The following is a 23,342-nucleotide window of genomic DNA, read 5'->3' on the forward strand; positions in this document are numbered from 1 at the left end:
GAGTGGAAGGCGGAGGGGAGGGGGCTAGCCGGCCTTGGCCAGCGCCAGACCGAGGCGGCGCACCTGGCCGGCCAGGCTGGCGTCGATCACCTGGGAGCCCACGCTGACGACGAACCCACCAATGAGGGCTGGATCGATGTGCAGATCGAATTCCACCTTGTCGGTGCCGGCCACGGCCAGAACCTTGGTGTGCAGCGCCTGCTGTTGCTGCTCGCTCAGGGGCGATGCGGAGGTGATCCTGGCCAGAGAGATGCCGCGCTGCTCCCGATAAAGCACCAGGAAACGATCCAGGACCGCATCAAGGATGGCGATGCGTTGACGATCGGCCAGCAGCTTGAGCAGGGTCAGGAAGGTGGGGGTGACCTCGTTCTCGAAGAGGGTCACGAGGACCTTCTTTTTGGCCTCGGGCTCGATCACCGGGGAGACAAACGCGGCCCGCAACTCGGGGGAGGACTGCCAGACCTCGAGCAGATCCTTGGCCTCCTTGGCCACCTGATCGGTTTCCTGGCGCTGATCGACGACCTGAAGCAGGGCTTCGGCGTAGGGCGTGGAGATGGAATTGAGGAGCGGCATCAGGCTTGCCCGAGGCTGTTGATGGATTGGTCGATGAACCGGGCCTGAGCATCGGCATCGAGCTTGCCGGGCAGGGAAGCCAGGGCTCTCTCGACAGCCCGGCGGGCGGCTTCGCGGCGCAGTAGTTCACTCACCCTGGAGGCTTCCGACTGAAGATCGGCGACGGCACCGTGCTTGAGGCGGGCCATCTCTTCGACGGTCCGGCGCTCGCTGTCAAGGCGGAGGGCATCGGCACGGGCCGTGGCATCACTGCGGATCTTCTCAGCCTTCTTCTGGGCATCGGCCAGATCCTGCTTGGCGGCGGCCAGGGCCGTGGTGGTCTCCTGGAGACGCTGCTCGGCATCCTGGAGATCGGAGAGGATGGCCGCGCGCCTGGTCTCAAGGATCCCACCGAGCACCTTGGGCAGGAACCAGACCAACGCAGCGATCACGATCGCCAGGTTGATGACGTTGGTGTCGAAGAGGTTGAGGTTGAGGCCGAACCCCCCCTCACTGGCCAGAAGGGCCGGAATCGAGATGACGATGCTCATTGGGCAGCCAGCAAACGGGTGACGATCAGATCGCCGAGCCGGTCGGCTTCACCATTGAGAGTGTCTTCAGCCAGCTTGCGCTGAGTGTCGATCTCCCGCCGGGCGGCCTCGCGGCTGCCGTTGGCTTCCGCCTGGGCCGCGGCGAGGGCACTGCGGTAGAGACGATCCATCTCCTGTTCGGCCTCCACGATCAGAGCCTGGGCCTGCTGGCGGGCTTCGCGCAGCTGCTGGCGCAGATCAGCCTCCAGCCGCTCGATCTGAGCCAGCTGCTGCTTGGCCTCGGCACGGCTGGTGGAGATGTAGCTCTCACGCTCTTCGACGGTCTTGCCGACAGGGCGGAAAAAGAGAGCGTTGAGAATGAAGGTGAGGAGGACGACCTGAACCGCCATCAGCGGCAGGGTGGCATCGAGGTCGAACAGACCTCCCTCGGGAGCACCTGCTGCGGCAAGCAGTAGCCAGCTGGTCATGGGGCGGGGACGCTGGAGGGATCGGATGGCCCGCGCCGACCTAGGGCCGGTGGGGACGGAGTGGAGCGGTGGGTCCGGGAGTGGCGAATCGGCGGATCGGGGACCGTGGCCTCAGCCCGGTGCCCCGTTCCTGCCGGAGGCGATCAGCCGGCGAAGGGGTTCGCGAACAGCAGCACCAGGGCGACGACCAGGCCGTAGATGGTGAGCGCTTCCATGAACGCCAGGGAGAGCAGCAGGGTGCCGCGGATCTTGCCTTCGGCTTCGGGCTGGCGGGCGATGCCCTCGACAGCTCCGCCTGCAGCGGTGCCCTGGCCGATGCCGGGGCCGATGGCGCCGAGGCCGACGGCCAGACCGGCAGCCACAACAGACGCTGCAGAAGTGATGGAATCCATGGTGGAACGTTGGGGATGTGGGGCGCCGGAAGAGCGCGGGTTGAACCTGGCGCCTGGGACATCTCCGCTGGGGAGACGGGCCCGGTTCAGACCGGACCTGCGCGCAGGAGATTTAGCAGAACGGCCGACCGGCCCGGGGGCGGCGGATCAGCCTGGAGGGATCAGTGGTGCTCTTCGTGCACCGCTTCACCGATGTAATAAGCGGCGAGGGTGGCGAAGATCAGGGCCTGAATGGCGCTGGTGAACAGCCCCAGAAACATGGCCGGCAGGGGCACGACCAGAGGCACCAGGAACGCCAGCACCGCCACCACCAGTTCGTCGGCAAGGATGTTGCCGAACAAACGGAACGAGAGGGAGAGAGGTTTGGTGAAATCCTCGACGATCTTGAAGGGAAGCATGATCGGCGTGGGCTCTACGTAGTACTCGAAGTACCGGAAACCCTTGCGGCTCAGACCCGCGTAGAAATACGCCAGAGACACCAGCAGAGCCAGGGCGATGGTGGTGTTGATGTCGGCGGTGGGGGCCCCGAGCTCGCCACTGGGCAGGTGAATCAGCTTCCAGGGCACCAGGGCACCGCCCCAGTTGCTCACGAAGATGAACAAAAAGAGGGTGCCGATGAAGGGAAGCCAATCGCGGTAAGCCTTCTCGCCGATCTGCTCACGGGCCAGATCACGCAGATACCCCCAGATGAACTCCAGCAGGTTCTGCACACCCCGGGGGTCACGCTCCAGGTTGCGTGTGCCGGCCACCACGAGGGCCAGCAGCGCGCCGATGACGAGCCAGGAGCTCAGGAAGACCTGGCCATGGATCTGAAAACCACCGACATGCCAGTAGAGGTGCTGACCCACCTCCAGTTCGGCGAAAGGAAGAGAAAGAGGCAACGGAACCATCGAGGGGTACAGAGGTGCCGCTGAAGCGACGGATGGGGTGATCAGGAGATCGAAGGATCACTGATCAGGGGCGGACGAAGGCCTGAAGCAGAAGTGCCGGTTTGTAGAGCAGGAACCCGATCAGGGCCGGGAGGATCTCCAGCTGTGGGATCCGGGAGCAGCCCAGCACGAGCACCACCGGAACAAGAAGCTGACCCTTACCCACCTGCTTGGAATCGGGACCGATACGACCGACGCTGCGAGCCAGAAGGCGCAGGTAGAGCATGCCGGAGACCGCTCCAACCAAAAGGCTCAGAGCTGTACTCCGATCGAACAGGTAGGCCGCCACTGGGACTGCCAGGACTGAAACGATCAGAGTGGACAACAACAGACGCCGTTGCAGGCGCCGATAGTCGTCCATGCCGTTGTCGGGCGTGTCCACCACGGGGGCGGACTCGGGGGATGGGGCCGGCGGCACCAGGGTGGGGACCGCCAGTTCTCTCCCGGCCAGGCCACGCAGCAAGGACGACCGCAGATCAGAAGCCTCCTGGGGGAACACCTCAGGGGAATCAGGCCCGGCTGGGGTGCCGGATGCGGGGGTGGCCTGCAAGCGCGTCAGCACATCGGAAAAGGCGCGCGGAATCTATCACAAAGGTGTTACAAGCCTGTGCCGGAGCGCCCGCTGGCAGGGGCCAGCAACAGCAGGCGGCGGCTCCAGAGGGTGCGCGCCACCGCAGCCTGCTGATCGGGCGACCAGCCCAGGGACAACCGACCGATCGGGGTCGACTCCGGCGCCGCATCAACGGCCTTCAGCAGCGCCAGGTCCTGATCGTCGAGCTCGATCGGTCTGAGGTCGGGATCGAGCAGCGTGGCCCCCGGCCAGCCCCAGAGACAGGGGTTGCGTCGTCCGCAGGCCGAGAGCAGCTCCTCATCGTTGTCCCAGGAGCTGACGCGCAGGGGGCCGCGGCTGAGAAAGAACTCGAAGTGGCTGATGTCGGGGTCGAGGCTTTCCACCAGGGCCCAGCGCTGGCGGTCGGGCAGGGCCCGGGCCCGCTCCAGCAGTTCTCCCTGCAGCAGGCGGGCCGGATCCCAGACCTCGGGGTTGGAGAAGCCGGCGAACTCGAGCCCGGCGCTGGCCACGAAGCGGAACAGGCCCGCCAGGTCGTAGCTGGATTCCTGGGGATGGAGGTACATGTCGGCGAAATTGGCGTCCGCCGCGGTGTCGAGGGCCCAGCGCTGCTCGTGGTGGCGGCGCAGGCGGTTGGTTTCCGGCAGCTGCTCGAGAAGGGCACGGCCCAGACGCAGGCCCTCGCCATCCCCCACCACCTCAAGGGCCGTGAGCGCCCTCTGCACCCGGTGGATCTCCCAGCGGCCGCCATCGGCATAGAGAAACAGGTGCAGCAGGCCACCAGGCCTGAGCAATGCCGCCAGGGCCTTCAGCCCCGCTTCGGGCTGACGCAGGTGGTGCAGCACCCCCACGGAATTGATCAGATCGAACGGGCCTTCGCCGTCGAGCTCCAGCAGGCTGCGCTGCTCGAGGCGCAGGGAGGAACAGTGCCGGGCACCGCCGGAGCGGCGCAGCCGCTCGCGGGCCACCTCAAGGGCACCCGCGCTGATGTCGACTGCCAGGATCTCCGCGCCGGGGTTGAGATGTGCCAGGTAATCGGTGCTCACACCAGTGCCACAGCCGGCATCCAGCAACCGCACAGGAGGGCCCGCCTCCGGCAGGCGACCCGTGCAGGCGCTGCTGACGCAGGGGTAGCTCCAGCGCCAGTTGTAACCAGGTGGGGGGCCGTCCTGGAGCGGATCCCCCGGATAGGGAAAGCGGTCGTAGAAGGCGCTCACCGCCGGCGTGGCGGCATCGGCGGGGCCTGGGCTCATCGGTGCGGGGATGCGATCCATGGGGAGCTTTTCATGGGCCGGGCCCACCAGGGCCCATTCGTGGCGGCCGGAGACGATCTGCCGGCAGTCCGCTGCAAACATTTGTTCATGCCTGGCGGGAGGGCAGGAGCACAGCCGTAACGTGACTCCGCCCGGTACACGCCCGTTCATGACCGTGACCGCCAGCAGCGGCAGCACCAGGGTCAGCCCTCAGCTCTACGACACCCTGCCGCTCTCCAGCGTCCGTCAGGCGGAGCAACAGGATCGGTTCCCCGAAAAGGTGGAGCTTGAGACCCTCCTCAGCTTCTACCGAAGCGGCTCTGCCCGCGTGGAAGCGGCTCGAGTGATCTCCGCCAATGCCGACACGATCGTCGCCAAGGCCGCCAACCGGATCTTCGCCGGTGGCACGCCGCTCTCCTATCTCGATGCTCCCCTGACCCCCTTCAACGTGGGTCAGCCGGAGACCACGACCCTGGCCAGCGACCAGGTGGCCGCCGCCACCTCCGTGCGCACCTTCGCCCAGGGCAGCGGTGGCACCGGCCTGCTTGGCCGGATCCTCGAAGGGGTCCAGGCCGATGCCGATGTGCGGGTGGTGCTACCCCCCGGCTTCAGCCCGATCAGCGTGGCGCGCTACGGCACCGAGCGCATGCGCAAGTCGCTGCGCGACATGGGCTGGTTCCTGCGCTACGTGGGTTATGCCCTGGTGGCCGGTGATCCCAGCATCCTGGCGGTGAACACCCGCGGCCTGCGCGATGTGCTCGAGAAGGCCTGCTCCCTGGCCGCCACCAACGTGGCCCTGCAGGAGATGCGCGCCGCCGCCGCCAACCTCTTCCGCAAGGACTCGGAATCCAGGCAGCTGGTGATCGACTGCTTCAACGTGCTGCTCAAGGAGCTGGCGGTTCCCACCCCCTCGGCGCGCCAGCGTCTGGGCAGCCCCGAGAACCAGGGTCTGCAGCTCCCGGCCACCTACGCCCTGGCCGCCGAATCCCGCCAGCGCTTCGTGATGAAGCCGGGCCTCTCCGGCCGCGAAAAGGCCGAGGTGATCCGGGCCGCCTACCGGCAGGTGTTCGAGCGCGACATCGTTAAGGGCTACTCCCAGGTGGTGGCCCCCGTGGAAGCCACCCAGGTGTCCCAGGGTCAACTCTCGATGCGGGAGTTCATCCGCGCCCTGGGGCGCAGCAAGGAATACCGGCGGCAGTTTTACGGCCGCTTCTCCAACAGCCGGGTGGTGGAACTGGCCTTCCGCCATTTCCTCGGCCGCGGCGTGAGCACGATCGAGGAATTCCGTCGCTACTTCGCCATCGTCAGCCAGCAGGGACTGCCCGGGCTGGTGGATTCCCTGATCAACACCCAGGAGTACGCCCAGACCTTCGGGGAGGAAACCGTTCCCTACCTGCGCGGTCTCGGTGAAGAGGCTCAGGAGAGCGCTGGCTGGGGATCGAACCGCAAGCTGTTCCGCTTCAGTGCGCCCTTCGAGGGTGCCCCGCAATACATCACGCTCTACGCGGCGTACCGCCAGCCCCTGCCCGATCAGCACCCCTACGGCGGCGGCAACGATCCCCTGGGTCTGAACTACGGGGCGATCTTCCCCTCGGGAACGGCCTCGGTGGCCACCCGGCCGGCCCCCTTCAACGACGACAGCCGGCGCATCCTGGTGGGCAATGGCATGGCCCAGCCCGGTCAGATGGACAGCCCCCAGTTCCGGGCCTCCACCCCCCGGCGCGTCGGTCCGAAGGTGGTGAGATTGCAACAGATCGCCACCGGTGGCTCTTCAGTGCCCCGCCGCGGCGGCCAACCCAGCATCCGCGGCACCGAAGCCAGCACCCAGGCCGTGATCAGGGCCGTGTACGTGCAGGTGCTCGGCACCACCGGCTACGCCGGCGAGCAGCTGAAGGTCGAGGAGATCAAGCTCGAGAACGGCGACATCAGCCTGCGCGAGTTCATTCGCCAGGTGGCGCGCTCGAACGCCTTCCGCCGCCGCTACTGGGCCAACCTGTACATCACCAAGGCCATCGAGGTGATGCACCGTCGCCTGCTCGGGCGGCCCACCTTCGGGCGCCGTGAGATCAACAGCTACTTCGACACGGCGGCGCGCCATGGCTTCTACGGCGTCGTCGACGCCATGGTCAACAGCCCCGAATACCTCACGGCCTTCGGAGAAGACACGGTCCCCTACGAGCGCTTCGTCACCCCCTCCGACCTCAATGCCCGCAGGATTCCCGCCCTGCGCCGGGCCCTCGATCCCTCGGCCATTCCCGACCTCACCCCGGTGAAGCGGCCGCAGGTGGCCCCGTCCAGCAGCTTCCGCAGCAGTGGTGACATCACGCCGCGCAACCTGCCCGACCGCCGCCTGCGCCAGGTGACAGGCAGCTGGACAGCCCGTTTCGCCGAAGGCGAGGAGGCTGCTGCCAGGCCTGCAAGCAGCCCCCCCAAGAGCCTGCGCCAACCCCCCGAGCCCAGCCGCCGCTGGAGGGTGTCCCCAACCAGTCCCGGCAGCGCGTCCAGTGGCTGGAGCGCCACCATCGGCAGCTCGGCGCGGGCGACCACCTCACCGGCCCGCGGCCAGATTTCAGGCGGCTGGAGCGCCCAGGTCAGCGCCAATGGCTTCAGCGCAGCGGTGGCTCCCCAGCCCGGAGCCGCCATGGCCAAGGCCCTCGATGGAGCTCGCCCCCAGGGATTCAGCCGCCGCCGCAGCCTCGGCCAGCCGGTGATGCTGCTGCCCGACGCCGGTGAGGCCATGGTTCAGCAGGTGATCGAAGCCACCTACCGGCAACTGCTGAACCGGGTCCCCCTGGCCGCTGAGCGCCTGGGTGATGCCGAATCGCAACTGCGCGATGGACGCCTGTCGGTCTCGGAATTCGTGGCGGTGATCGCCGGCTCCGATCTCTTCCAGCAACGGCTCAACCGCATGGCTCCGCTGCGGGCGGCCTCGGCGGCCTACCTCGCCCTGCTCGGCAGAGCCGCCCAGCCCAAGGAGGTGAGCCAGTACCTGGCCACCCGCGGAAAGAAGGGTCAGGGGGCCGCCCTCGACGACCTGCTCTCCGGCAAGGAGTACGCCGACAGCTTCGGCCGCGACACCGTTCCTTACCTCAAGGGCATGGCTACGGCCGATGGGATCCCCCTGGCCACAGTGAACCGCACGGCCCTGCTCTACGCCGGAAACGCCGGACTGACCCCGCCGCCGCGTGGAGCGATCTGAGCCTCTCCGGCTGAACCTTCACCCCCGGACGGAAGTTCGGGGGATATTTTCATGAAAAGATGATGTCTTTAGCTTCATCTTTGATCGGGAATTAATCTGGGACGTGCGTTCAAGCCTGCAAAGTGTGAACAAACTCAGGGGTCTTCCCTTAGGCGCAGAACAGGCCAGAGCCATTGCCAGCCAAGGGGTTTGACCCGATGGCACCGCCGTGAAGAACTGTTACCGGCCCAGGGAGGGGCGGCCCCCTCTGCCGCAGAATGACTCGGCGGTCGGCAAGCCTGATCGCCAGCCCACTCTCCCGATCAAACCGTTGGCGTTCACGTCAACGAAGTGAAGGAGCGAGGGGCATCCCTTACCCACCGGATATCGGTCTCCATTACGGCGACCGCTTGTTTCGAGGCAGAACTGCATGAGCATCGTCTCCAACTCGATCATCAACGCGGACACCGAAGCCCGCTACCTCAGCCCTGGCGAACTCGACCAGATCAAGTCCTTCGTCGCCGGCGGTCAACGCCGTCTGCGGGTGGCTCAGGTCTTGGGCGAGAACCGCGAGCGCATTGTGAAGCAGGCTGGCGGCGGCCTCTTTCAGAAGCGTCCCGACCTGATCTCACCCGGCGGCAACGCCTACGGCGAGGAAATGACGGCCACCTGTCTGCGTGACGTCGACTACTACCTGCGCCTGGTGACCTACGGCGTTGTAGCGGGTGACGTCACCCCGATCGAAGAAATCGGCATCATTGGGGCTCGCGAGATGTATCGCGCGCTCGGCACTCCCCTGGAGGCCATGGCCGAGGTCGTCCGTGAGCTCAAGAACGCCTCCCTGGGGCTGCTCACGGGAGCCGACGCCGAAGAGGCTGGCTTCTACTTCGACTACGTCATCGGCGCCCTCTCCTGAGGCTTCGCCTCTCCTTGCCCACCGCCTCTTCCCAGGACACATGCAAGACGCGATCACCAACGTCATCAACCAGTCCGACGTCCAGGGTCTCTACCTGGACGACTCCTCGATCGGACGGCTGGAGCAGTACTTCTCCAGCGGCGAACTCCGTGTCCGCGCAGCGGCCACCGTCGGTGCCAACTCGGCAGCGATCATCAAGGAAGCCGTCGCCAAGACCCTGCTGTATTCGGACATCACCCGTCCGGGCGGCAACATGTACACCACCCGTCGTTATGCAGCCTGCATCCGCGACCTGGACTACTACCTGCGCTACGCCACCTACGCCATGCTGGCGGGTGACACCTCGATCCTCGACGAGCGGGTGCTGAACGGGCTCAAGGAGACCTACAACTCCCTGGGTGTGCCCATCGGCGCCACCGTCCAGTCGATCCAGGCCATCAAGGAAGCAGCCGCTTCGCTGGTGGGCCCCGAAGCTGGCCGTGAACTCGGCACCTACCTCGACTACATCAGCTCCGGCCTGGGCAACTGATCCCGACCCGACGCCCAACCCGCGAGGATCACCACATGCGCCTGTTCAAGATCACGGCCTGCATTCCCTGTCCTGAAAAGGTCAGGAGCCAGCGGGAACTGCAGAACACCTTCTTCACCAAGTGGGTGCCCTATGAGAGCTGGTTCGCTGAACAGCAGCGGATCATGAAGCAGGGGGGCAAGATTCTCAAGGTTGAGCTCGTCACGGGTCGCCGTCAGGTCAACGTCGGCAACTGACCGCTCCTCAGAGCTCTCGCTCCTGGCTGGTCAAACCTGCAAAGCCCGGCCTTGGCCGGGCTTTTTTTTGTCCCAACCCCCTTCCCCCGAGGCTGCTGCCACGGCTGAATGGGGAACTGCGCTGCATGCGCCAGTCCTTGCCGGCCACCATGACCCGACGCCCCAGGAGCCAAGCCAACTCACGATCGCGCGATCAGCTGAGCGTGGCGGAGGCAGGCCCTGCTCCGCCGCCTCTGGCCTGGGCCCAGTGGCCCGCTGAAGCCAGGCTGCTGCTGGTGATGGTGGGGATCTGGTGCCTGGCCGGGCTGCTGATCCTGGGCTCGGCCAGCTGGTGGGTGGCGGCTCGGGAAAACGGGGATGCCGCCTACTACCTCAAGCGGCAGGCGATCTGGCTGGTCGCCAGCTGGGCACTGCTCTGGCTGGTGATGCGCACCTCCCTGAGGCGCTGGCTGCGACTGGCAGGTCCGGCCGTGCTGATCGGCGGGGCCCTGATTGCCTGCACCCTGGTGGCGGGCAGCACGGTCAATGGCGCCAGCCGCTGGCTGGTGATCGGTCCGATCCAGATCCAGCCCTCCGAGCTGGTGAAACCCTTCGTGGTGCTGCAGGGGGCCTCCCTGTTCGCCCACTGGAAGCGCATCGGCCTGGATCAGAAAATGCTCTGGCTGGGCACCTTTTCCATCCTGCTGTTGCTGATCCTCAAGCAGCCCAACCTCAGCACCGCCGCGCTGACGGGCCTGCTGCTCTGGTTCATGGCCCTGGCGGCCGGCTTGCCCCTGCTCTCGCTATTGGGCACCGCTGCGGCCGGAGGGGCCCTTGGCGCCGCCAGCATCATGGTGAACGAGTACCAGAGGTTGCGGGTGATCTCCTTCCTCAACCCCTGGAACGACCCCCAGGGTGACGGCTATCAACTGGTGCAGAGCCTGCTGGCCATCGGCTCCGGAGGGGTGCTGGGGGAGGGATTCGGCCTCTCGACCCAGAAGCTGCAATACCTGCCAATCCAGTCGACCGATTTCATCTTCGCGGTCTTTGCCGAGGAGTTCGGCTACGTGGGTTCGGTGGTGCTGTTGCTGTTCCTGGTGATGTTCGGTTTTGTCGGCCTGCGGGTGGCCCTGGGTTGCCGCAGCAATCAGCAGCGCCTGGTGGCCATCGGTGCCACCACCCTGCTGGTGGGCCAGTCGATCCTCAACATCGCCGTGGCCAGCGGCTCGATGCCCACCACGGGCCTGCCGTTGCCGATGATCAGCTACGGCGGCAACTCCCTGCTCGCCAGCCTGCTCACCGCCGGTCTGCTGATCCGCTGCTCGCTGGAATCCCGCGGCTGGGAGAGCCGTCCGCTGCGCAGCCGCCGTGACCCCGCTGGCGGGACCAGCCCCAACCCCGCCCCGATAGGCTGAAGCTCGCTTCCGGATACCAGGCCTGCCCCTCTCGGATCTTGCCCTCTGGAGTGAGCAGCTGCTTCAGCGCTCCCTCTCCACGCCCGGACCGCTGACCTTCACGGTGGTGTTCAGCGCTGGTCTGCTCACCAGTCTCGGGCCCTGCTCGCTCTCGCTGCTGCCGATCACCGTGGCCTACATGGCCGGCTTCTCGAGCCCGGAAGCCCCGGGACAGGCCTGGCAGCGCAGCCTCAGTTTCGCGGCTGGAATCGTGGCGGCCCTAGTGCTGCTGGGGGGCACCACCTCCCTGCTCGGGCGGCTCTACGGCCAGGTGCCCGGGGTCGTGCCCACCGTGGTGGCCCTGCTGGCGGTGGTGATGGGCCTGAACCTGCTCGGGCTGGTGCGTCTGCCGCTGCCAGCCGGTCCCGATCCCGAGCTGTGGCGCCAGCGGGTGCCTGCCCCCCTGGCCCCTTTGGCGGCCGGTGCCGCCTTCGGTCTGGCGGCCAGCCCCTGCACCACGCCGGTGCTGGCGGTGTTGCTGGCCTGGATCGCCCAGCAGGGACAGCCTCTGGTGGGCATGCTGCTGCTCACCTGTTTCGGTGCCGGCCAGGTGATTCCCCTGATGCTGGCGGGCACGGCGGCCGCGGCGATGCCCCGGCTGCTGGCCCTGCGTGAACGCAGCCGCTGGATCCCGCCGATCAGTGGCGTGGTGCTGCTGGCCAGCGGCGGGCTCACCCTGCTGGCCCAGCTGCCATGAAGGTCCTCAGCCGCCTGGCCGCCTGGATCTCGGATCTGCGTCTGGCCATCGGACTGCTCCTGGTGATCGCCCTGGCCAGTGGTCTGGGCACGATCATTCCCCAGCAGGACACGGCCGAGGTGTACCACCAGGCCTACGACGCCAAACCCTGGCTGGGGCTGCTCGATGGCGACTGGATCCTGAAGCTGGAGCTGGACCACGTCTATGCAAGCAGCTGGTTCCTGGCCCTGCTGGCCTGGCTGGGGCTCTCGCTGGTGCTCTGCAGCTGGCGGCGCCAGTGGCCCGCCCTGCAGGCGGCCCTGCGCTGGATCGACTACCGCTCCCCCCGCCAGCTGAGCAAGTTGAGCCTGGCCGAATCACTGCCGACGGCCCAGCCCAGGGCCGACCTCGACGCCCTCGCCCAGCTGCTGGAGGGTCAGCGCTGGCAGCTGAAGACCCAGGGCGATCGGCTGGCGGCCCGGCGCGGGATTCTCGGCCGGGTGGGGCCCCTGCTGGTCCATGCCGGCCTGGTGGTGCTGATGGTGGGGGCCTCCTGGGGAGCCCTGGCCGGGCAACGGCTGGAGCGCTTCCTGGCCCCTGGCCACGACCTGCAACTGCTCAATCAGCGCGGTGAGAACCAGATGACCCTGGCGGTTGATGCCTTTCGGATCGAGCGCGATCCCGCCGGGCGGCCCGAGCAGTTCCGCTCCGAGCTGCGCCTGCTCGATGCCGAAGGGGAGCCGCTGCAGCGCAGCGAGATCAGCGTCAACCATCCCCTGCGCTTCCGGGGGATGACCGTCTATCAGGCCGACTGGTCGCTGGCGGCGATCACCGTGCAGCTGGGGCGCAGCCCCCTGCTGCAGCTGCCGTTGCGGAGCCTGCCTGAGCTGGGGGAACAGGTGTGGGGCCTGGCCCTGCCCACCAGGCCGGACGGATCAGAACCGGTGCTGCTGGCCCTCAGCAGTGAGCTGGGCCCGATCGAGGTGTACTCGGCCCAGGCCCAGCTGATCGGCCGGATCACCCCCGGGGGCGAGGCCCTGGAGATCGCCGGCCTGCCGCTGAAGGTGGTGGAGGTGATGCCCGCCAGCGGGTTGCTGCTGAAGCGTGATCCCGGGGTCCCGCTGGTGTATGGCGGTTTCGCCATTGCCCTGCTGGGAGGGGGCCTGAGCCTGATCGCCACGCGCCAGCTCTGGGCGATCGCCGATGACGATCAGGGCCAGCTGCATGTGGGCGGGCTCTGCAACCGCAACCTCACGGCCCTGGCCAACGAACTGCCGCTGCTGCTGGAGCAACTGAGGGCGGGGCCTGAGCTCAGCAGGCCTGCCGCTGGCCATGGCTGACCCGGATCACCGTGTGCACATTGCCGCGGGGATTGAAGTCGGCTTCCAGCTGCATCCAGACCGGCGCGGCGGCGGCCACCAGATCATCGAGAATGCGGTTGGCCACCTCCTCGTGGGAAATGCTGCGGTCGCGCCAGCTGTTGACGTAGAGCTTGAGGGCCTTGAGTTCAAGCACGCTCGGGCCGGGCTGATAGATCAGGCGCAGCACGGCGAAATCGGGATAGCCGGAGAAAGGGCACTTGCAGGTGAACTCCGGCAGCTCGATCGCCACCTCGTAGGCGCGGCCCCGTCGGGGGTTGTCGAAGCAGATCAGCGGCGCCTCCTCGCTGATCAGCCGCTCGCCGTAGCGCGGGCTGACGGTGCCCTCATCGGGCTCCAGCGCTGATGCGGCTTTGGAGGTGGAGCTGGAAGGGAACGACATCGACGGTGCCAGGACGGGAGAAGACGTGGGGCCGATCGTAGGAACGGCAAATCCGTGAAGATTACTGAAGCAGGCCAGGCTTTTGTTCGCTCTGAACAGCTGGATTCGCTAGAGATGGTGTGAAGGACAAAACGTTGGACACGTTTCGGAGAGCCCCACAGCTCTCCTGTCGGAAGTAGCCCACCGCATGGCGAAGCAACGCTCCTTCCCACGAATCGGCACCAACCCTGCGGGGACGGTGATCTCCATCCCTTCGAGGCTCCAGTCATGACCACAGGCCAACTTGTCTACCGGGGTGTCCCCTACGGCACCCACCAGCACCAACCGCTCCCCAGCGTCGAACCGGTGGAGCATGTGTACCGAGGCGTTCACTACCGCATGCCGCTGAAGCATGAACCCCTGCCGGTGGATGAAAGCCTTGAGCTTCACTACCGCGGGCACGTCTACCACCACCGCCAGCAGCAGGCCCAGCTTGACCTGCAGGCGGGCTGAAGAGCGCCAGCCTGAGGGCCCGTAACAACAGCTACGCCGAAGCCCTGCGCACTCAGGCCTAATGGCCGCAGTGCGCAGGGTCTTCCTTATGGACCTCTTCCTCGCTAGCAGTGACGGCGGCTTTCGCCTCAAGCCCCAGTCGGCCCTGGGGATGGTCTGGCTCCAGACCCACTTCGATGATGCCGTGTGGTCCCACCTGGCCACCGGCAGGGTTCAGGTGAGTCCAAGCTCCGCCGATCGGCTTTGTCAGGATGCCCTGTCCGCAGGGCTCCGGGTCAACCGCATCCCCAACCTTTCCCTTCCTCTCAGCGATCCCTCCTGAGAGACTTGATCCGAACCATTGGAGACTCCATGAAAAAAGTTGAGGCCATCATTCGTCCGTTCAAGCTGGAAGATGTCAAGGTGGCCCTGGTGAATGCCGGCATCGTTGGCATGACGGTGAGTGAAGTGCGCGGCTTCGGCAGGCAGAAAGGTCAGGTGGAGCGCTACCGGGGGTCTGAATTCACTGTGGAATTCCTGCAGAAACTCAAGCTCGAAGTGGTGGTCGACGACGACCGGGTGGACACCGTGGTGACCGCCATCCAGGACGCGGCCCGCACCGGCGAGATCGGCGACGGCAAGATCTTCATCAGCTCCGTGGGCACCGTCATCCGCATCCGCACCGGCGACCGCGACAGCACCGCGATCTGATCGTTTCGGTCCAGCTCAGCAGCCGGTGATCCCATGGGTCTCCGGCTTTTTTGTGCTCAGCCAGCTTGGTTGCGCTCAACCAGCCGAGAGGGTGCAGCTCACCAGCGCGCGGATCGACTCGGCCGTGACCGGCGCATCAGCTGGTGCGGGCTCCGAGCGCAGCCAGAGCAGGTATTCGTGGTTGCCGGCGGGGCCGGTGAGCGGCGAGGCGATCAGGCCCCAGGGCCAGAGGTCAAGCGCTGCGGCCGCGGCGATCACCGCCGTGATGGCCTCGGCATGGGCGACTGGGTCGCGCACCACACCGCCTTTGCCCACCCGCTCGCGGCCCACCTCGAACTGGGGCTTCACCAGCAGCACGGCCTCGGCGCCGCTGGGCCGAAGCAGGGCGCGCAGGGCCGGTAGCACCAGGGCCAGGGAGATGAACGAGACGTCGGCCACGGCCAGGTCGGGCCAGGGGTCATCGGGGCCATAGAGCTGCTCGGGGGTGAGGCGGCGCAGGTTGGTGCGCTCGCGCAGCACCACCCGCGGGTCGGTGCGCAGGCTCCAGGCGGTCTGGCCGTAGCCCACATCGATGCCGTACACCCGCTCAGCCCCGTGCTGGAGCAGGCAGTCGCTGAAGCCGCCAGTGGAGATGCCGCCATCGAGGCAGACGCGCCCCTGCACCTGCAGCGGGAAGGTCTCCAGGGCCGCCACCAGTTTCTCACCGCCGCGGGAGACGAAACGGGGCGGCTGCTCCACTTCGGGCACCAGCTCCGGAGCCACCTCCTGGCCGGGCTTGTCGAGCACCCGGTCGCCGCTGCGCACCCGACCGGCACGGATCAACTGCTGCGCCTGCTGACGGCTGGCGGCCAGGCCCAGCGCCACCAGATGCTGATCGAGCCTCTGCTTGCCTGCCATCGGGATCCCGTTGGGGTCGACCCATAGATTGACCAGGACGTTGCCACGCGCTGGCCTTGATCGAGCGTTACACCCTGCCCGAGATGGGCCGCCTCTGGAGCGAGGAGGCGAAGTTCCAGAGCTGGCTGGATGTGGAGATCGCCGCCACCGAGGCCAATTGCCAGCTGGGCCGGGTGCCCCAGGAGGCCATGGCTGAGATCCGGGAGCGGGCCCGCTTCGAGGTGCCGCGCATCCTGGAGATCGAGGCGGAGGTGCGCCACGACGTGATCGCCTTCCTCACCAACGTGAACGAGCACGTGGGCGATGCGGGCCGGTACATCCACGTGGGCATGACCAGCTCGGATGTGCTCGACACGGGCCTGGCCCTGCAGCTCAAGGCATCGGTGGCGGCGCTGCGGCTGGAGCTCGATCAGCTGGCGGCCGCGCTGCGGACCCTGGCGGCTGAGCACAAGGACACGGTGATGATCGGCCGCTCCCATGCCATCCATGGCGAGCCGATCACCTTCGGCTTCAAGGTGGCGGGCTGGCTGGCGGAAACGGAGCGCAACCGGGAACGGCTGGAGCGGCTGGCCCAGGTGGTGGCGGTGGGTCAGGTGAGCGGGGCCATGGGCACCTACGCCAACACCGACCCCGAGGTGGAGGCCCTCACCTGCGCCAGCCTGGGCCTGGAGCCCGACACCGCCAGCACCCAGGTGATCGGCCGTGACCGCCACGCCGAATACGTGCAGACTTTGGCGCTGGTGGGCACCTCGCTGGAGCGGTTCTCCACCGAGATCCGCAATCTGCAGCGCACCGATGTGCTGGAGGTGGAGGAGAACTTCGCCAAGGGTCAGAAGGGAAGCTCCGCCATGCCCCACAAGCGCAATCCGATCCGCAGCGAGCGGATCAGTGGCCTGGCACGGGTGCTGCGCAGCTACACAATCGCGGCCCTGGAGAACGTGGCCCTCTGGCACGAGCGCGACATCAGCCACAGCTCGGTGGAGCGGATGATGCTGCCCGACTGCTCCTGCACGCTGCACTTCATGCTGCGGGAGATGACGGCGGTGGTGAAGGGGCTTGGGGTGTACCCCGAGAACATGAGCCGCAACCTGAATGTGTATGGCGGGGTGGTGTTCAGCCAGCGGGTGCTGCTGGCCCTGGTGGAGAGCGGCCTCAGCCGCGAAGACGCCTACCGGATCGTGCAGCGCCACGCCCACGACGCCTGGAACCGCGAGGGGGGCGACTTCCGCGCCAACCTGGCCGCCGACCCCGAGGTGAGCACACGGCTCAACAGCGCTCAGCTCGACGCCTGCTTCTCCAGCGACCTGCACCGCGCCCAGCTGGAGGTGATCTGGGAGCGGCTGGGGATCTGAGCCTGCTGGATTTGCACTCCCGCTCCGCTTGAGAAGGCTCCGTGATCAGGCCGTTTGGGGTGCTGCTGCTGGGCGCTCCATGGCCGGGGTGGCAGGAGCGGGCGGCGAGACGGGAGCGACTTCGGCGCGCAGATCAATGAATTCCGACACCGGGAAGCGGTTGATCGCCTGAAGCGCCTTGCGGGCATTGCTGCGCAGCTGCTCGCTGATCGCTTCGGCATAGGGCACCTGGGCGAGCAGATCGACGGTGCGGCGCAGGATGCGCACGATGTCGCCTTCATCGAGGGAGGTGTTGGCGATCACGTCGTTCCAGCTGCTGCCGCGGGCCCAGGCATGGACCAGTCCCATCAGCTCGGGCTCCCACCAGGCCGGCACCACCACATGGGCCCGCTCCTGGTGGCGCAGCAGCTCCCGGCGCAGACCGCTCAGGTCGTGCAGGGCCTCCTCCGAGCGCGGTGGCGGCGGGAAACCGCTCCAGAGGTCGGGGCGGTTCACCTCGGTGCTGATCGCCTCGAACACCGCCGCCAGCTCCGCCGGATTGAGCTCGTCGAGGTGGCCGCTCATCAGGGCCAGGCCCAGCCAGAGTTCGTTGTCGCCGCGCAGGGCGGCCACGGTGCGGCCCACCTCGGTGGGCTCCAGGCCATCCGCTCCCGCCAGGGCACCGAAGGCGCGCAGGATCTCGATCAGGGCCAGGAAGGTGTCCCAGTGGCGGTTGGCGCGGTGGTGCAGCAGCCTCTGGCGCTCCTCGATCTCCTCGCCCAGTTCCTCCATCCGCCGCCGCTGCTTCTTGAGCTGGCGTCGGTCGCCCCAGCGGTGGGCGGGATGCTGCTCCAGCTCCTCCTCCAGCTGCTGCACCAGCTCCGCCTGGCTGCGCACCTCCCCCGCCAGGTCGTACTGAGGGGTGTGCATGTCGTGGCGGCGGGCCATCGAAGCCACCGCCAGGGCCAGGCCACCGCTGGCATTGTCGCCATGGCGAATCTCCCCGGCATGCTCCAGGTGGGGTGCCGCGATCGAGTCCACCTGCAGGCAGCTCAGCTCGGCATGGAGGCTCACCACCCCATGGCAGGGCACCAGGATCCAGACGTTCTCATCAGTGAGGCAGAGCAGCAGCGGGAACTGACCGGAGCCCTTCTGCTTGGCCACGATCACCGCCGGGGTCACCCGGCCCCGCAGCTGGGGGGCCTTCAGGCTCACCAGAGTGCCCTCACTGGCGAACTGCAGCGCCAGGGTGAGTTCATGGGCCAGGGTTTCCTCAGCCTGTTGCTGCAGGATACGCTGGATGCGCCGCTCCTCCCGCAGCCGCTCCCGCTGCTTCTCGTAGGCCTCGAAGTCGTCCCAGGGGATGTCGGCAGTGGGACCCGCCAGCTGAGCCAGCTGGGCGCGCAGGGAGGCGATGTTGGTTTCGTCCTCCACCAGATCCAGGGTGGCCAGATAGCGCCCGAAACTGCGCTCCACCAGCTGTTTGGCCTTGGCCAGGTCGTAGCGCTGCAGCAGGTTCAGCACCATCCCGTAGCTGGGGGTGAACTGGCTCACCAGCGGATCGGCGGGGCTGGTGGCCAGTTGTCCCGCCTCGCGCACCCCCTCGAAGCGGCTCTGCACCGTGACCACGTAGCCCTGCACATCCAGCCCGCGCCGTCCGGCCCGGCCGGCCATCTGCAGGAACTCACTGCCCATCAGCGGCCGGTGGCCCCGCTCGGTGCGCTTCGAGAGAGCGGAGATCACCGTGGTGCGCGCCGGCATGTTGATGCCCGCCGCCAGGGTTTCGGTGGCGAACACCACCTTGATCAACCCCTGCTGGAACAGCTCCTCGATCAGTTCCTTCCAGGCCGGCAGCACGCCGGCATGGTGAGCGGCGATGCCACGGGTGAGGGCCTCGGCGTGGCCGCCCTCGCGCACCGCTTCCGGGGTGGCGGCCACGAAGGCATCGAGCCGGGCCACGATCAGCGCCTGCTCCGCCTCGTTCACCAGACAGACGCGGCCCAGGTCACGCACCGCCTTGTCGCAGGCACGGCGGCTGAAGATGAAATAGATGGCGGGCAGCATGTCGCGCTCGGCCATCTGGGCCACCACGAAGGGCAGCGGCGCCGCCTCCGGCTGGGGCGGCTTCGGGCTCCTGCCCTTGCGCCTCTCCCCCTTGGGCGCCCGCCACACCTTGCAGTTGGGGTGCAGGCCCGTTCCCTGATCGTTGAGCAAGGGGTGCAGGCCCTTGGCGCTGCAGAAACTGAAGGCCAGCGGCACCGGCCGGTGATCGCTCACCACCAGGGTGGTGGGCCCATGCACCCGCTCGATCCAGTCGGTGAGCTGCCCGGCGTTGGCCACCGTGGCCGAGAGGGCCACCAGCTGCACCGGCGGTGGGCAGTGGATGATCGATTCTTCCCACACGGTGCCGCGCTGGGAGTCGTTCATGTAGTGGCACTCATCGAGCACCACCGCTTCCACATCGGCGAGGGGATCGTCGCCGCGATCCACCTCCGCGTAGAGCATGTTGCGGAAGATCTCGGTGGTCATCACCACGATCGGCGCCTCGCGGTTGACGCTCAGATCGCCGGTCATCAGCCCCACCCGTTCGGCCCCGAACTGCTCGCGGAAATCGCGCAGTTTCTGGTTGGAGAGGGCCTTCAGCGGCGTGGTGTAGAACACCTTCTGGCCATGGGCCAGGGCCCGGTGAATGGCGTATTCGCCCACCAGCGTTTTGCCGGAGCCGGTGGGGGCGCTCACCACCACCGAATGGCCCTGGTTGAGGGCATCGATCGCCTCCAGCTGGAAGGGATCGAGCGGAAAAGGGAAGAGCTGATCGAGGGGCGGCACCTCACTGGGGCCCACGGCCAGATCCTTCACCGCCGCTGCGACCGCCGCCGGATCAGGAGGAGCGTCGGAACCGGCGGTTTGCATCACCCAATCTTATGGGCTGCCCAGCGAGCAGAGTGGTGCGAGTGCAACTGCCCTGGCGGTGCCTTCCGCGTGGCCCGTGATCCGCTCGATTCGATTCAGCAGGCCCTCCGCCGGGTGCCCCAGCAGCGGCAGCGGCGGCTGAGCACGTTCCGCCCCGGCCCCGACGCCACCCTGCTGCCAGGCGATGGCGAGACCGGCCCAGCCCAGGGGCCCCTGCTTGATCTCGCCAGCAACGACTACCTCGGGCTCAGCGCCCACCCCAGCCTGAAGGCGGCGGCCATGGCCGTGATCCAGAGCGAAGGGGTGGGCTCCGGCGGATCACGGCTGGTGAGCGGCACGCGCCCCTGCCACGTCAGCCTCGAGGCGGCCCTCGCCCAGTGGCTGGGGCGCGAGCGGGTGCTGCTCTTCCCCAGCGGCTTTCAGGCCAACCTGGCCGCGGTGCTGGCCCTGGCCGACCGCCACAGCGAGGTGATCGCCGACCGGCTGATCCACCACTCCCTGCTGGTGGGGATCCAGGCCAGCGGCGCCCGCCTGCGCCGCTTTCGTCACAACGATCTCTCCGACCTGCGCCGCCTGCTGGAGCGCGGAGCCCGCAGCGAGCCGGACCGGCGCCGGCTGGTGGTGAGCGAAAGCCTGTTCAGCATGGAGGGCACCAGCCCCGACCTGGCCGGCATCGCCGCGGCCTGCCAGGAGTTCGGCGCCCTGCTGCTGCTGGATGAAGCCCACGCTCTCGGGCTGCTCGGCCCCGGTGGCCGCGGCCTGGCCTGGGGCCTGGCGGGGGTGAGCCTGGTCAGCGGCACCTTCGGCAAGGCCTTCGGCGCCGGCGGGGCCTTCCTCGCCGCCGATGACCCCGTGGGCGAGTGGCTGCTGCAGAGCTCCGGCGCCTTTCGCTACACCACCGCCCTGGCCCCGCCGCTGGCGGCCACGGCCGAAGCGGCCCTGGAGCAGCTCCAGGCTGATCCCGGCCAGGGCGAAGCCCTGCTGCGGCGGGCCCGGCGCTGGCGGGATGGCCTCGAGGCCGCGGGTTGGCGGCGCCCGCCCGGCGAGGGTCCGATCTTGCCGCTGCACGTGGGCGATAACGCCCTGGCCCTCCACCTGCAGGGCCATCTGGAGCAGGCCGGCTTGCTGGGGGTCGCGATCCGCCCACCCACGGTGCCGGCGGGAACGGCGCGCCTGCGGCTGGTGCTGCGCCGCGACCTGCCCCACGGCAGCCTCGATCGCCTGCTCCACGCCCTGGCCGCCTGGCCCCACGCCCCCGCCCCATGAACCGTCGTCCCCTGGAGCTGATCGCCATGCACGGCTGGGCCGGCGACAGCCGGGCCTGGCGCCCCTGGCAGCAGGCCGCGACCCGCCGTGGCTGGAGCTGGCAGAGCGGAGAACGGGGCTACGGCCAGCTGCCCCCCCATACGCCCCACTGGCCGGAGCAGGGCGGCCCCAGAGCCGTGATCGTGCATTCCCTCGGGCTGCACCTGCTGCCGGCAGAGGTGCTGGCGGCGGCGCAGGCGGTGGTGCTGCTGGCCAGCTTTGGGCGCTTCGTGCCCGCCGGGCCCAGGGGCCGGCGCTGGCGCCAGGCCCTGGGCGGCATGGGCCGGCGCCTGGAGGCCGGCGACAGCGCCGCCATGCTCAACGACTTCCTGCGGGAGGCCGCCGCCCCGGCGCCGGTGGAGCTGCTGCCGGCGGGGCCCTCGTCCGGGGTGATGCCGGCCGAAGGGATGGAGCGGTTGCGCCAGGATCTGCTCCTGCTGGAGCAGTGCAGCGCCGTGCCTCCCGCCTTTCCCACCGGCGCCCGCAGCCTGATCGTTGAGGCCGGCGACGATCACATCGTGGCCCCCGAGAGCCGAGCGGCCCTGGGCGAAGCCCTGCCGGCCGCTGAGCGCTGGCCCCTGGCCGGCGCCGGTCACAGCCTGCTGGGCACCGATCTGGTGGAGCCGGTCCTGAACTGGCTGGAGGCCGGCTGCTGATGCTCCTGCTCCGCTCAGCCCCCTCGATGGCCCAGCGGGTGCGGCTGGCCTTCAGCCGCCGTGCCCGCCACTACGACGCCGCCGCCAGCCTGCAGCGGGCCGTGGCCTGGCGGCTGGCCCGCCATTGCCGCAACCTGCCCCTCCCAGCCGGCCCGATGGCGGATCTGGGGGCCGGCACCGGGCTGCTCAGCAGCGCCCTGGAGCAGCAACGCCCCGGCTTGAGCCTGCTGCGCCTCGATGCCTGCGCGGCCCTGCTGGAGCAGGACGCCCGCCAAGGCCGCGCCCGGGCTGGCCTGGTCTCGCCTGGTGCTTCAGCGCCCCAGCTCCTCTGGGACCTCAACGACGGCCTGCCCGCGGGCCTGACCAGGGCAGCGCTGCTGGTGTCGAGCTTCGCGCTGCACTGGCTGGAGGATCCCGCCGCCAGCCTGCGCCAGTGGTGTGAGGCCCTGGCGCCGGGCGGCTGGCTGGGGCTGGCCGTTCCCACCGCCGGCAGCTTCCCGCAGTGGCGCCAGGCGGCCGCCGCCGCCGGCGTGCCCTGCACCGCCCTGGCCCTGCCCGAGCGGTCCCGCTTGCTGGCCGTGGCCGCCCAATCCCTTGAGCTGCGCTTGGCCACGACCCTGCGCTTCAGCCAGAGCGGCCCCAGTGGCCGGGCCCTGCTGCGGCCCATCGGGGCCGTGGGTGCCGGCAGCACCACCGCCGCACCCCTGGGGGTGGGGGCCTGGCGGCGGCTGGAGAGCCACTGGCCCCGCGAAAGCGACGGACACAAGCGCCTGAGCTGGGAGGTGCTGCTGCTGCTCGGCCATCAACCCTCAATGGAGCTGAAGCCTTGACACGCCTGGTGGTCTGCGGCACCGACACCGATGTGGGCAAGACCGTGGTGAGCGCCCTGCTGGTGCAGGGGCTTGGAGCGCACTACTGGAAGCCGGTGCAGTGCGGCCTGGAGGAGGGGGGCGACACGGCCAGGGTCGCGGCCATGCTCGGGCTCACCCCCGCCGAAGCCGCCTTGCGCCTCCTGCCGGAGGCCTACCGCTTCAACCATCCGGTCTCACCCCACTGGGCCGCGGAGCTGGAGCAGCGGCCGATCGAGCTGGAGCGGCTGGCACTGCCCCTGGTCAGGGGTCCGCTGGTGGTGGAAACCGCCGGCGGCCTGCTGGTGCCCCTGCGCCTCGACAGCCTCCAGATCGATCAGATCCGGCGCTGGGGCCTGCCGGTGCTGCTGGTGGCCCGCAGCGGCCTGGGCACCCTCAACCACACTCTGCTCTCGGTGGAAGCCCTGCGCACCAGGGGCATCCCCCTGCTGGGCCTGGTGCTCAACGGCCCCCTCCACCCCGACAACCCCCGCACCCTGGAGGCCATGACCGGGGCGCCGGTGCTGGCCTGCCTGCCCCCCCTGCCCCGGCTTGATCGCCAGGCCCTCGCCGAGCACTGGCAGGCCAGCGGCCTGGCCCGTAATCTGGCCCGATGACACGAGGCAATCTGCTGGTCAGTGCATCGGTGGCCCTGCTCTGCGGCGGCATTCTGGTGCTCTTCACCGATGTGGAGCTCGGGATGGTGCACTGGTTCAACTGCGGACCCTGGGCCTCCGAAACGGCCCGCCTGGAGAAGCGGTGCCGCTGA

Annotated in this window: 26 protein-coding genes; 16 read left to right on the plus strand and 10 right to left on the minus strand. The window is 68.4% G+C overall.

Translation table 11 applies throughout. The features are described from left to right. Positions 1–24: 24 nt before the first annotated feature. The 7 genes from atpH to WH5701_RS09270 form a co-directional block, all read right to left on the minus strand. On the minus strand, positions 25–573 hold the full coding sequence (gene atpH, locus WH5701_RS09240) for an ATP synthase F1 subunit delta (RefSeq protein WP_006171978.1): 549 nt from the start codon (positions 571–573) through the stop codon (positions 25–27). Continuing rightward, entirely contained in the window at positions 573–1,103 is a 531-nt protein-coding gene (locus WH5701_RS09245) for a F0F1 ATP synthase subunit B (protein WP_006171979.1), read from the minus strand. Before WH5701_RS09245 ends, atpH begins: the two co-directional genes overlap by 1 nt. After that, the gene (locus tag WH5701_RS09250) at positions 1,100–1,570 is read right to left on the minus strand and encodes a F0F1 ATP synthase subunit B' (RefSeq protein ID WP_006171980.1); all 471 of its coding nucleotides are present in this window, start codon (positions 1,568–1,570) and stop codon (positions 1,100–1,102) included. The genes WH5701_RS09245 and WH5701_RS09250 overlap by 4 nt, the downstream gene beginning before the upstream one ends. Positions 1,571–1,713: 143 nt before the next feature. Beyond that, complete coding sequence (atpE, locus tag WH5701_RS09255) at positions 1,714–1,962, minus strand: ATP synthase F0 subunit C (protein WP_010315318.1); 249 nt, start codon at positions 1,960–1,962, stop codon at positions 1,714–1,716. A 161-nt stretch (positions 1,963–2,123) separates the two neighbouring features. Further along, on the minus strand, positions 2,124–2,852 hold the full coding sequence (atpB, locus tag WH5701_RS09260; protein ID WP_006171982.1) for a F0F1 ATP synthase subunit A: 729 nt from the start codon (positions 2,850–2,852) through the stop codon (positions 2,124–2,126). Positions 2,853–2,916: 64 nt separating this feature from the next. Beyond that, entirely contained in the window at positions 2,917–3,441 is a 525-nt protein-coding gene (locus WH5701_RS09265; protein ID WP_006171983.1) for a H(+)-transporting ATP synthase, read from the minus strand. Between the two features lie 47 nt (positions 3,442–3,488). Then, positions 3,489–4,712, minus strand: coding sequence for a trans-aconitate 2-methyltransferase (locus WH5701_RS09270; protein WP_037980843.1), 1,224 nt, complete (start codon positions 4,710–4,712; stop codon positions 3,489–3,491). A 169-nt stretch (positions 4,713–4,881) separates the two neighbouring features. Here WH5701_RS09270 and WH5701_RS09275 point away from each other — a divergent pair, with 169 nt between their 5' ends. The 7 genes from WH5701_RS09275 to WH5701_RS09305 all read left to right on the plus strand — a co-directional run bounded on the left by WH5701_RS09275 (position 4,882) and on the right by WH5701_RS09305 (position 13,020). Further along, a complete protein-coding gene (locus tag WH5701_RS09275) occupies positions 4,882–7,911 on the plus strand; it encodes a phycobilisome rod-core linker polypeptide (RefSeq protein WP_006171985.1) in 3,030 nt (1,009 codons plus the stop codon). 409 nt (positions 7,912–8,320) lie between these two features. Next, a complete protein-coding gene (locus tag WH5701_RS09280) occupies positions 8,321–8,806 on the plus strand; it encodes an allophycocyanin subunit alpha (protein ID WP_006171986.1) in 486 nt (161 codons plus the stop codon). Between the two features lie 40 nt (positions 8,807–8,846). Then, entirely contained in the window at positions 8,847–9,335 is a 489-nt protein-coding gene (gene apcB, locus WH5701_RS09285; protein WP_006171987.1) for an allophycocyanin subunit beta, read from the plus strand. A 35-nt stretch (positions 9,336–9,370) separates the two neighbouring features. Beyond that, positions 9,371–9,571 (plus strand): phycobilisome linker polypeptide, encoded by a 201-nt coding sequence (locus tag WH5701_RS09290; protein WP_006171988.1) that lies wholly within the window; start codon positions 9,371–9,373, stop codon positions 9,569–9,571. Between the two features lie 125 nt (positions 9,572–9,696). Continuing rightward, a complete protein-coding gene (locus tag WH5701_RS09295; RefSeq protein ID WP_006171989.1) occupies positions 9,697–10,965 on the plus strand; it encodes an FtsW/RodA/SpoVE family cell cycle protein in 1,269 nt (422 codons plus the stop codon). Positions 10,966–11,023: 58 nt separating this feature from the next. Continuing rightward, positions 11,024–11,701: a cytochrome c biogenesis protein CcdA gene (locus WH5701_RS09300; protein WP_050751410.1), complete on the plus strand. Its 678-nt coding sequence runs from the start codon at positions 11,024–11,026 to the stop codon at positions 11,699–11,701. Then, positions 11,698–13,020, plus strand: coding sequence for a cytochrome c biogenesis protein ResB (locus WH5701_RS09305; protein ID WP_006171991.1), 1,323 nt, complete (start codon positions 11,698–11,700; stop codon positions 13,018–13,020). Before WH5701_RS09300 ends, WH5701_RS09305 begins: the two co-directional genes overlap by 4 nt. Here the strand turns inward: WH5701_RS09305 and queF are convergent. Continuing rightward, entirely contained in the window at positions 12,992–13,441 is a 450-nt protein-coding gene (queF, locus tag WH5701_RS09310) for a preQ(1) synthase (protein ID WP_006171992.1), read from the minus strand. The two genes, WH5701_RS09305 and queF, sit on opposite strands and share 29 nt — an antisense overlap. 267 nt (positions 13,442–13,708) lie before the next feature. Here queF and WH5701_RS09315 point away from each other — a divergent pair, with 267 nt between their 5' ends. The 3 genes from WH5701_RS09315 to WH5701_RS09325 all read left to right on the plus strand — a co-directional run bounded on the left by WH5701_RS09315 (position 13,709) and on the right by WH5701_RS09325 (position 14,623). Further along, on the plus strand, positions 13,709–13,933 hold the full coding sequence (locus tag WH5701_RS09315; RefSeq protein ID WP_006171993.1) for a DUF4278 domain-containing protein: 225 nt from the start codon (positions 13,709–13,711) through the stop codon (positions 13,931–13,933). A gap of 88 nt (positions 13,934–14,021) precedes the next feature. Next, positions 14,022–14,255, plus strand: coding sequence for a hypothetical protein (locus tag WH5701_RS09320; protein ID WP_006171994.1), 234 nt, complete (start codon positions 14,022–14,024; stop codon positions 14,253–14,255). Positions 14,256–14,284: 29 nt separating this feature from the next. Beyond that, positions 14,285–14,623, plus strand: a complete 339-nt coding sequence (locus WH5701_RS09325; RefSeq protein ID WP_006171995.1) for a P-II family nitrogen regulator — start codon at positions 14,285–14,287, stop codon at positions 14,621–14,623. A gap of 75 nt (positions 14,624–14,698) precedes the next feature. On the opposite strand, the gene WH5701_RS09330 is transcribed toward WH5701_RS09325, so the two are convergent. Next, on the minus strand, positions 14,699–15,520 hold the full coding sequence (locus tag WH5701_RS09330; RefSeq protein WP_006171996.1) for a TlyA family RNA methyltransferase: 822 nt from the start codon (positions 15,518–15,520) through the stop codon (positions 14,699–14,701). Between the two features lie 56 nt (positions 15,521–15,576). Between WH5701_RS09330 and purB the strand changes: the two genes are divergently transcribed. Continuing rightward, positions 15,577–16,872 carry an adenylosuccinate lyase gene (gene purB / locus WH5701_RS09335; RefSeq protein ID WP_006171997.1) on the plus strand — a complete coding sequence of 432 codons (1,296 nt, stop codon included), beginning with the start codon at positions 15,577–15,579 and terminating at the stop codon, positions 16,870–16,872. A gap of 45 nt (positions 16,873–16,917) precedes the next feature. Here purB and WH5701_RS09340 read toward each other — a convergent pair whose 3' ends face one another. Further along, the gene (locus WH5701_RS09340; RefSeq protein ID WP_006171998.1) at positions 16,918–19,764 is read right to left on the minus strand and encodes an RNA helicase; all 2,847 of its coding nucleotides are present in this window, start codon (positions 19,762–19,764) and stop codon (positions 16,918–16,920) included. 69 nt (positions 19,765–19,833) lie between these two features. On the opposite strand from WH5701_RS09340, the gene WH5701_RS09345 reads away from it, so the two are divergent. Genes WH5701_RS09345 through WH5701_RS18040 form a run of 5 tightly spaced genes read left to right on the plus strand, consistent with a single transcriptional unit; the run spans position 19,834 to position 23,342 of the window. Then, positions 19,834–21,030 carry an aminotransferase class I/II-fold pyridoxal phosphate-dependent enzyme gene (locus tag WH5701_RS09345; protein WP_006171999.1) on the plus strand — a complete coding sequence of 399 codons (1,197 nt, stop codon included), beginning with the start codon at positions 19,834–19,836 and terminating at the stop codon, positions 21,028–21,030. Then, complete coding sequence (locus WH5701_RS09350; protein ID WP_006172000.1) at positions 21,027–21,725, plus strand: hypothetical protein; 699 nt, start codon at positions 21,027–21,029, stop codon at positions 21,723–21,725. The genes WH5701_RS09345 and WH5701_RS09350 overlap by 4 nt, the downstream gene beginning before the upstream one ends. Then, positions 21,725–22,555 (plus strand): methyltransferase, encoded by an 831-nt coding sequence (locus WH5701_RS09355; RefSeq protein WP_006172001.1) that lies wholly within the window; start codon positions 21,725–21,727, stop codon positions 22,553–22,555. The genes WH5701_RS09350 and WH5701_RS09355 overlap by 1 nt, the downstream gene beginning before the upstream one ends. Further along, positions 22,552–23,190, plus strand: a complete 639-nt coding sequence (gene bioD / locus WH5701_RS09360; RefSeq protein WP_006172002.1) for a dethiobiotin synthase — start codon at positions 22,552–22,554, stop codon at positions 23,188–23,190. Before WH5701_RS09355 ends, bioD begins: the two co-directional genes overlap by 4 nt. Further along, positions 23,187–23,342 (plus strand): hypothetical protein, encoded by a 156-nt coding sequence (locus WH5701_RS18040; protein WP_006172003.1) that lies wholly within the window; start codon positions 23,187–23,189, stop codon positions 23,340–23,342. The genes bioD and WH5701_RS18040 overlap by 4 nt, the downstream gene beginning before the upstream one ends.

Source organism: Synechococcus sp. WH 5701 (assembly GCF_000153045.1).
Taxonomy (GTDB): Bacteria; Cyanobacteriota; Cyanobacteriia; order PCC-6307; family Cyanobiaceae; genus Regnicoccus_A; species Regnicoccus_A antarcticus.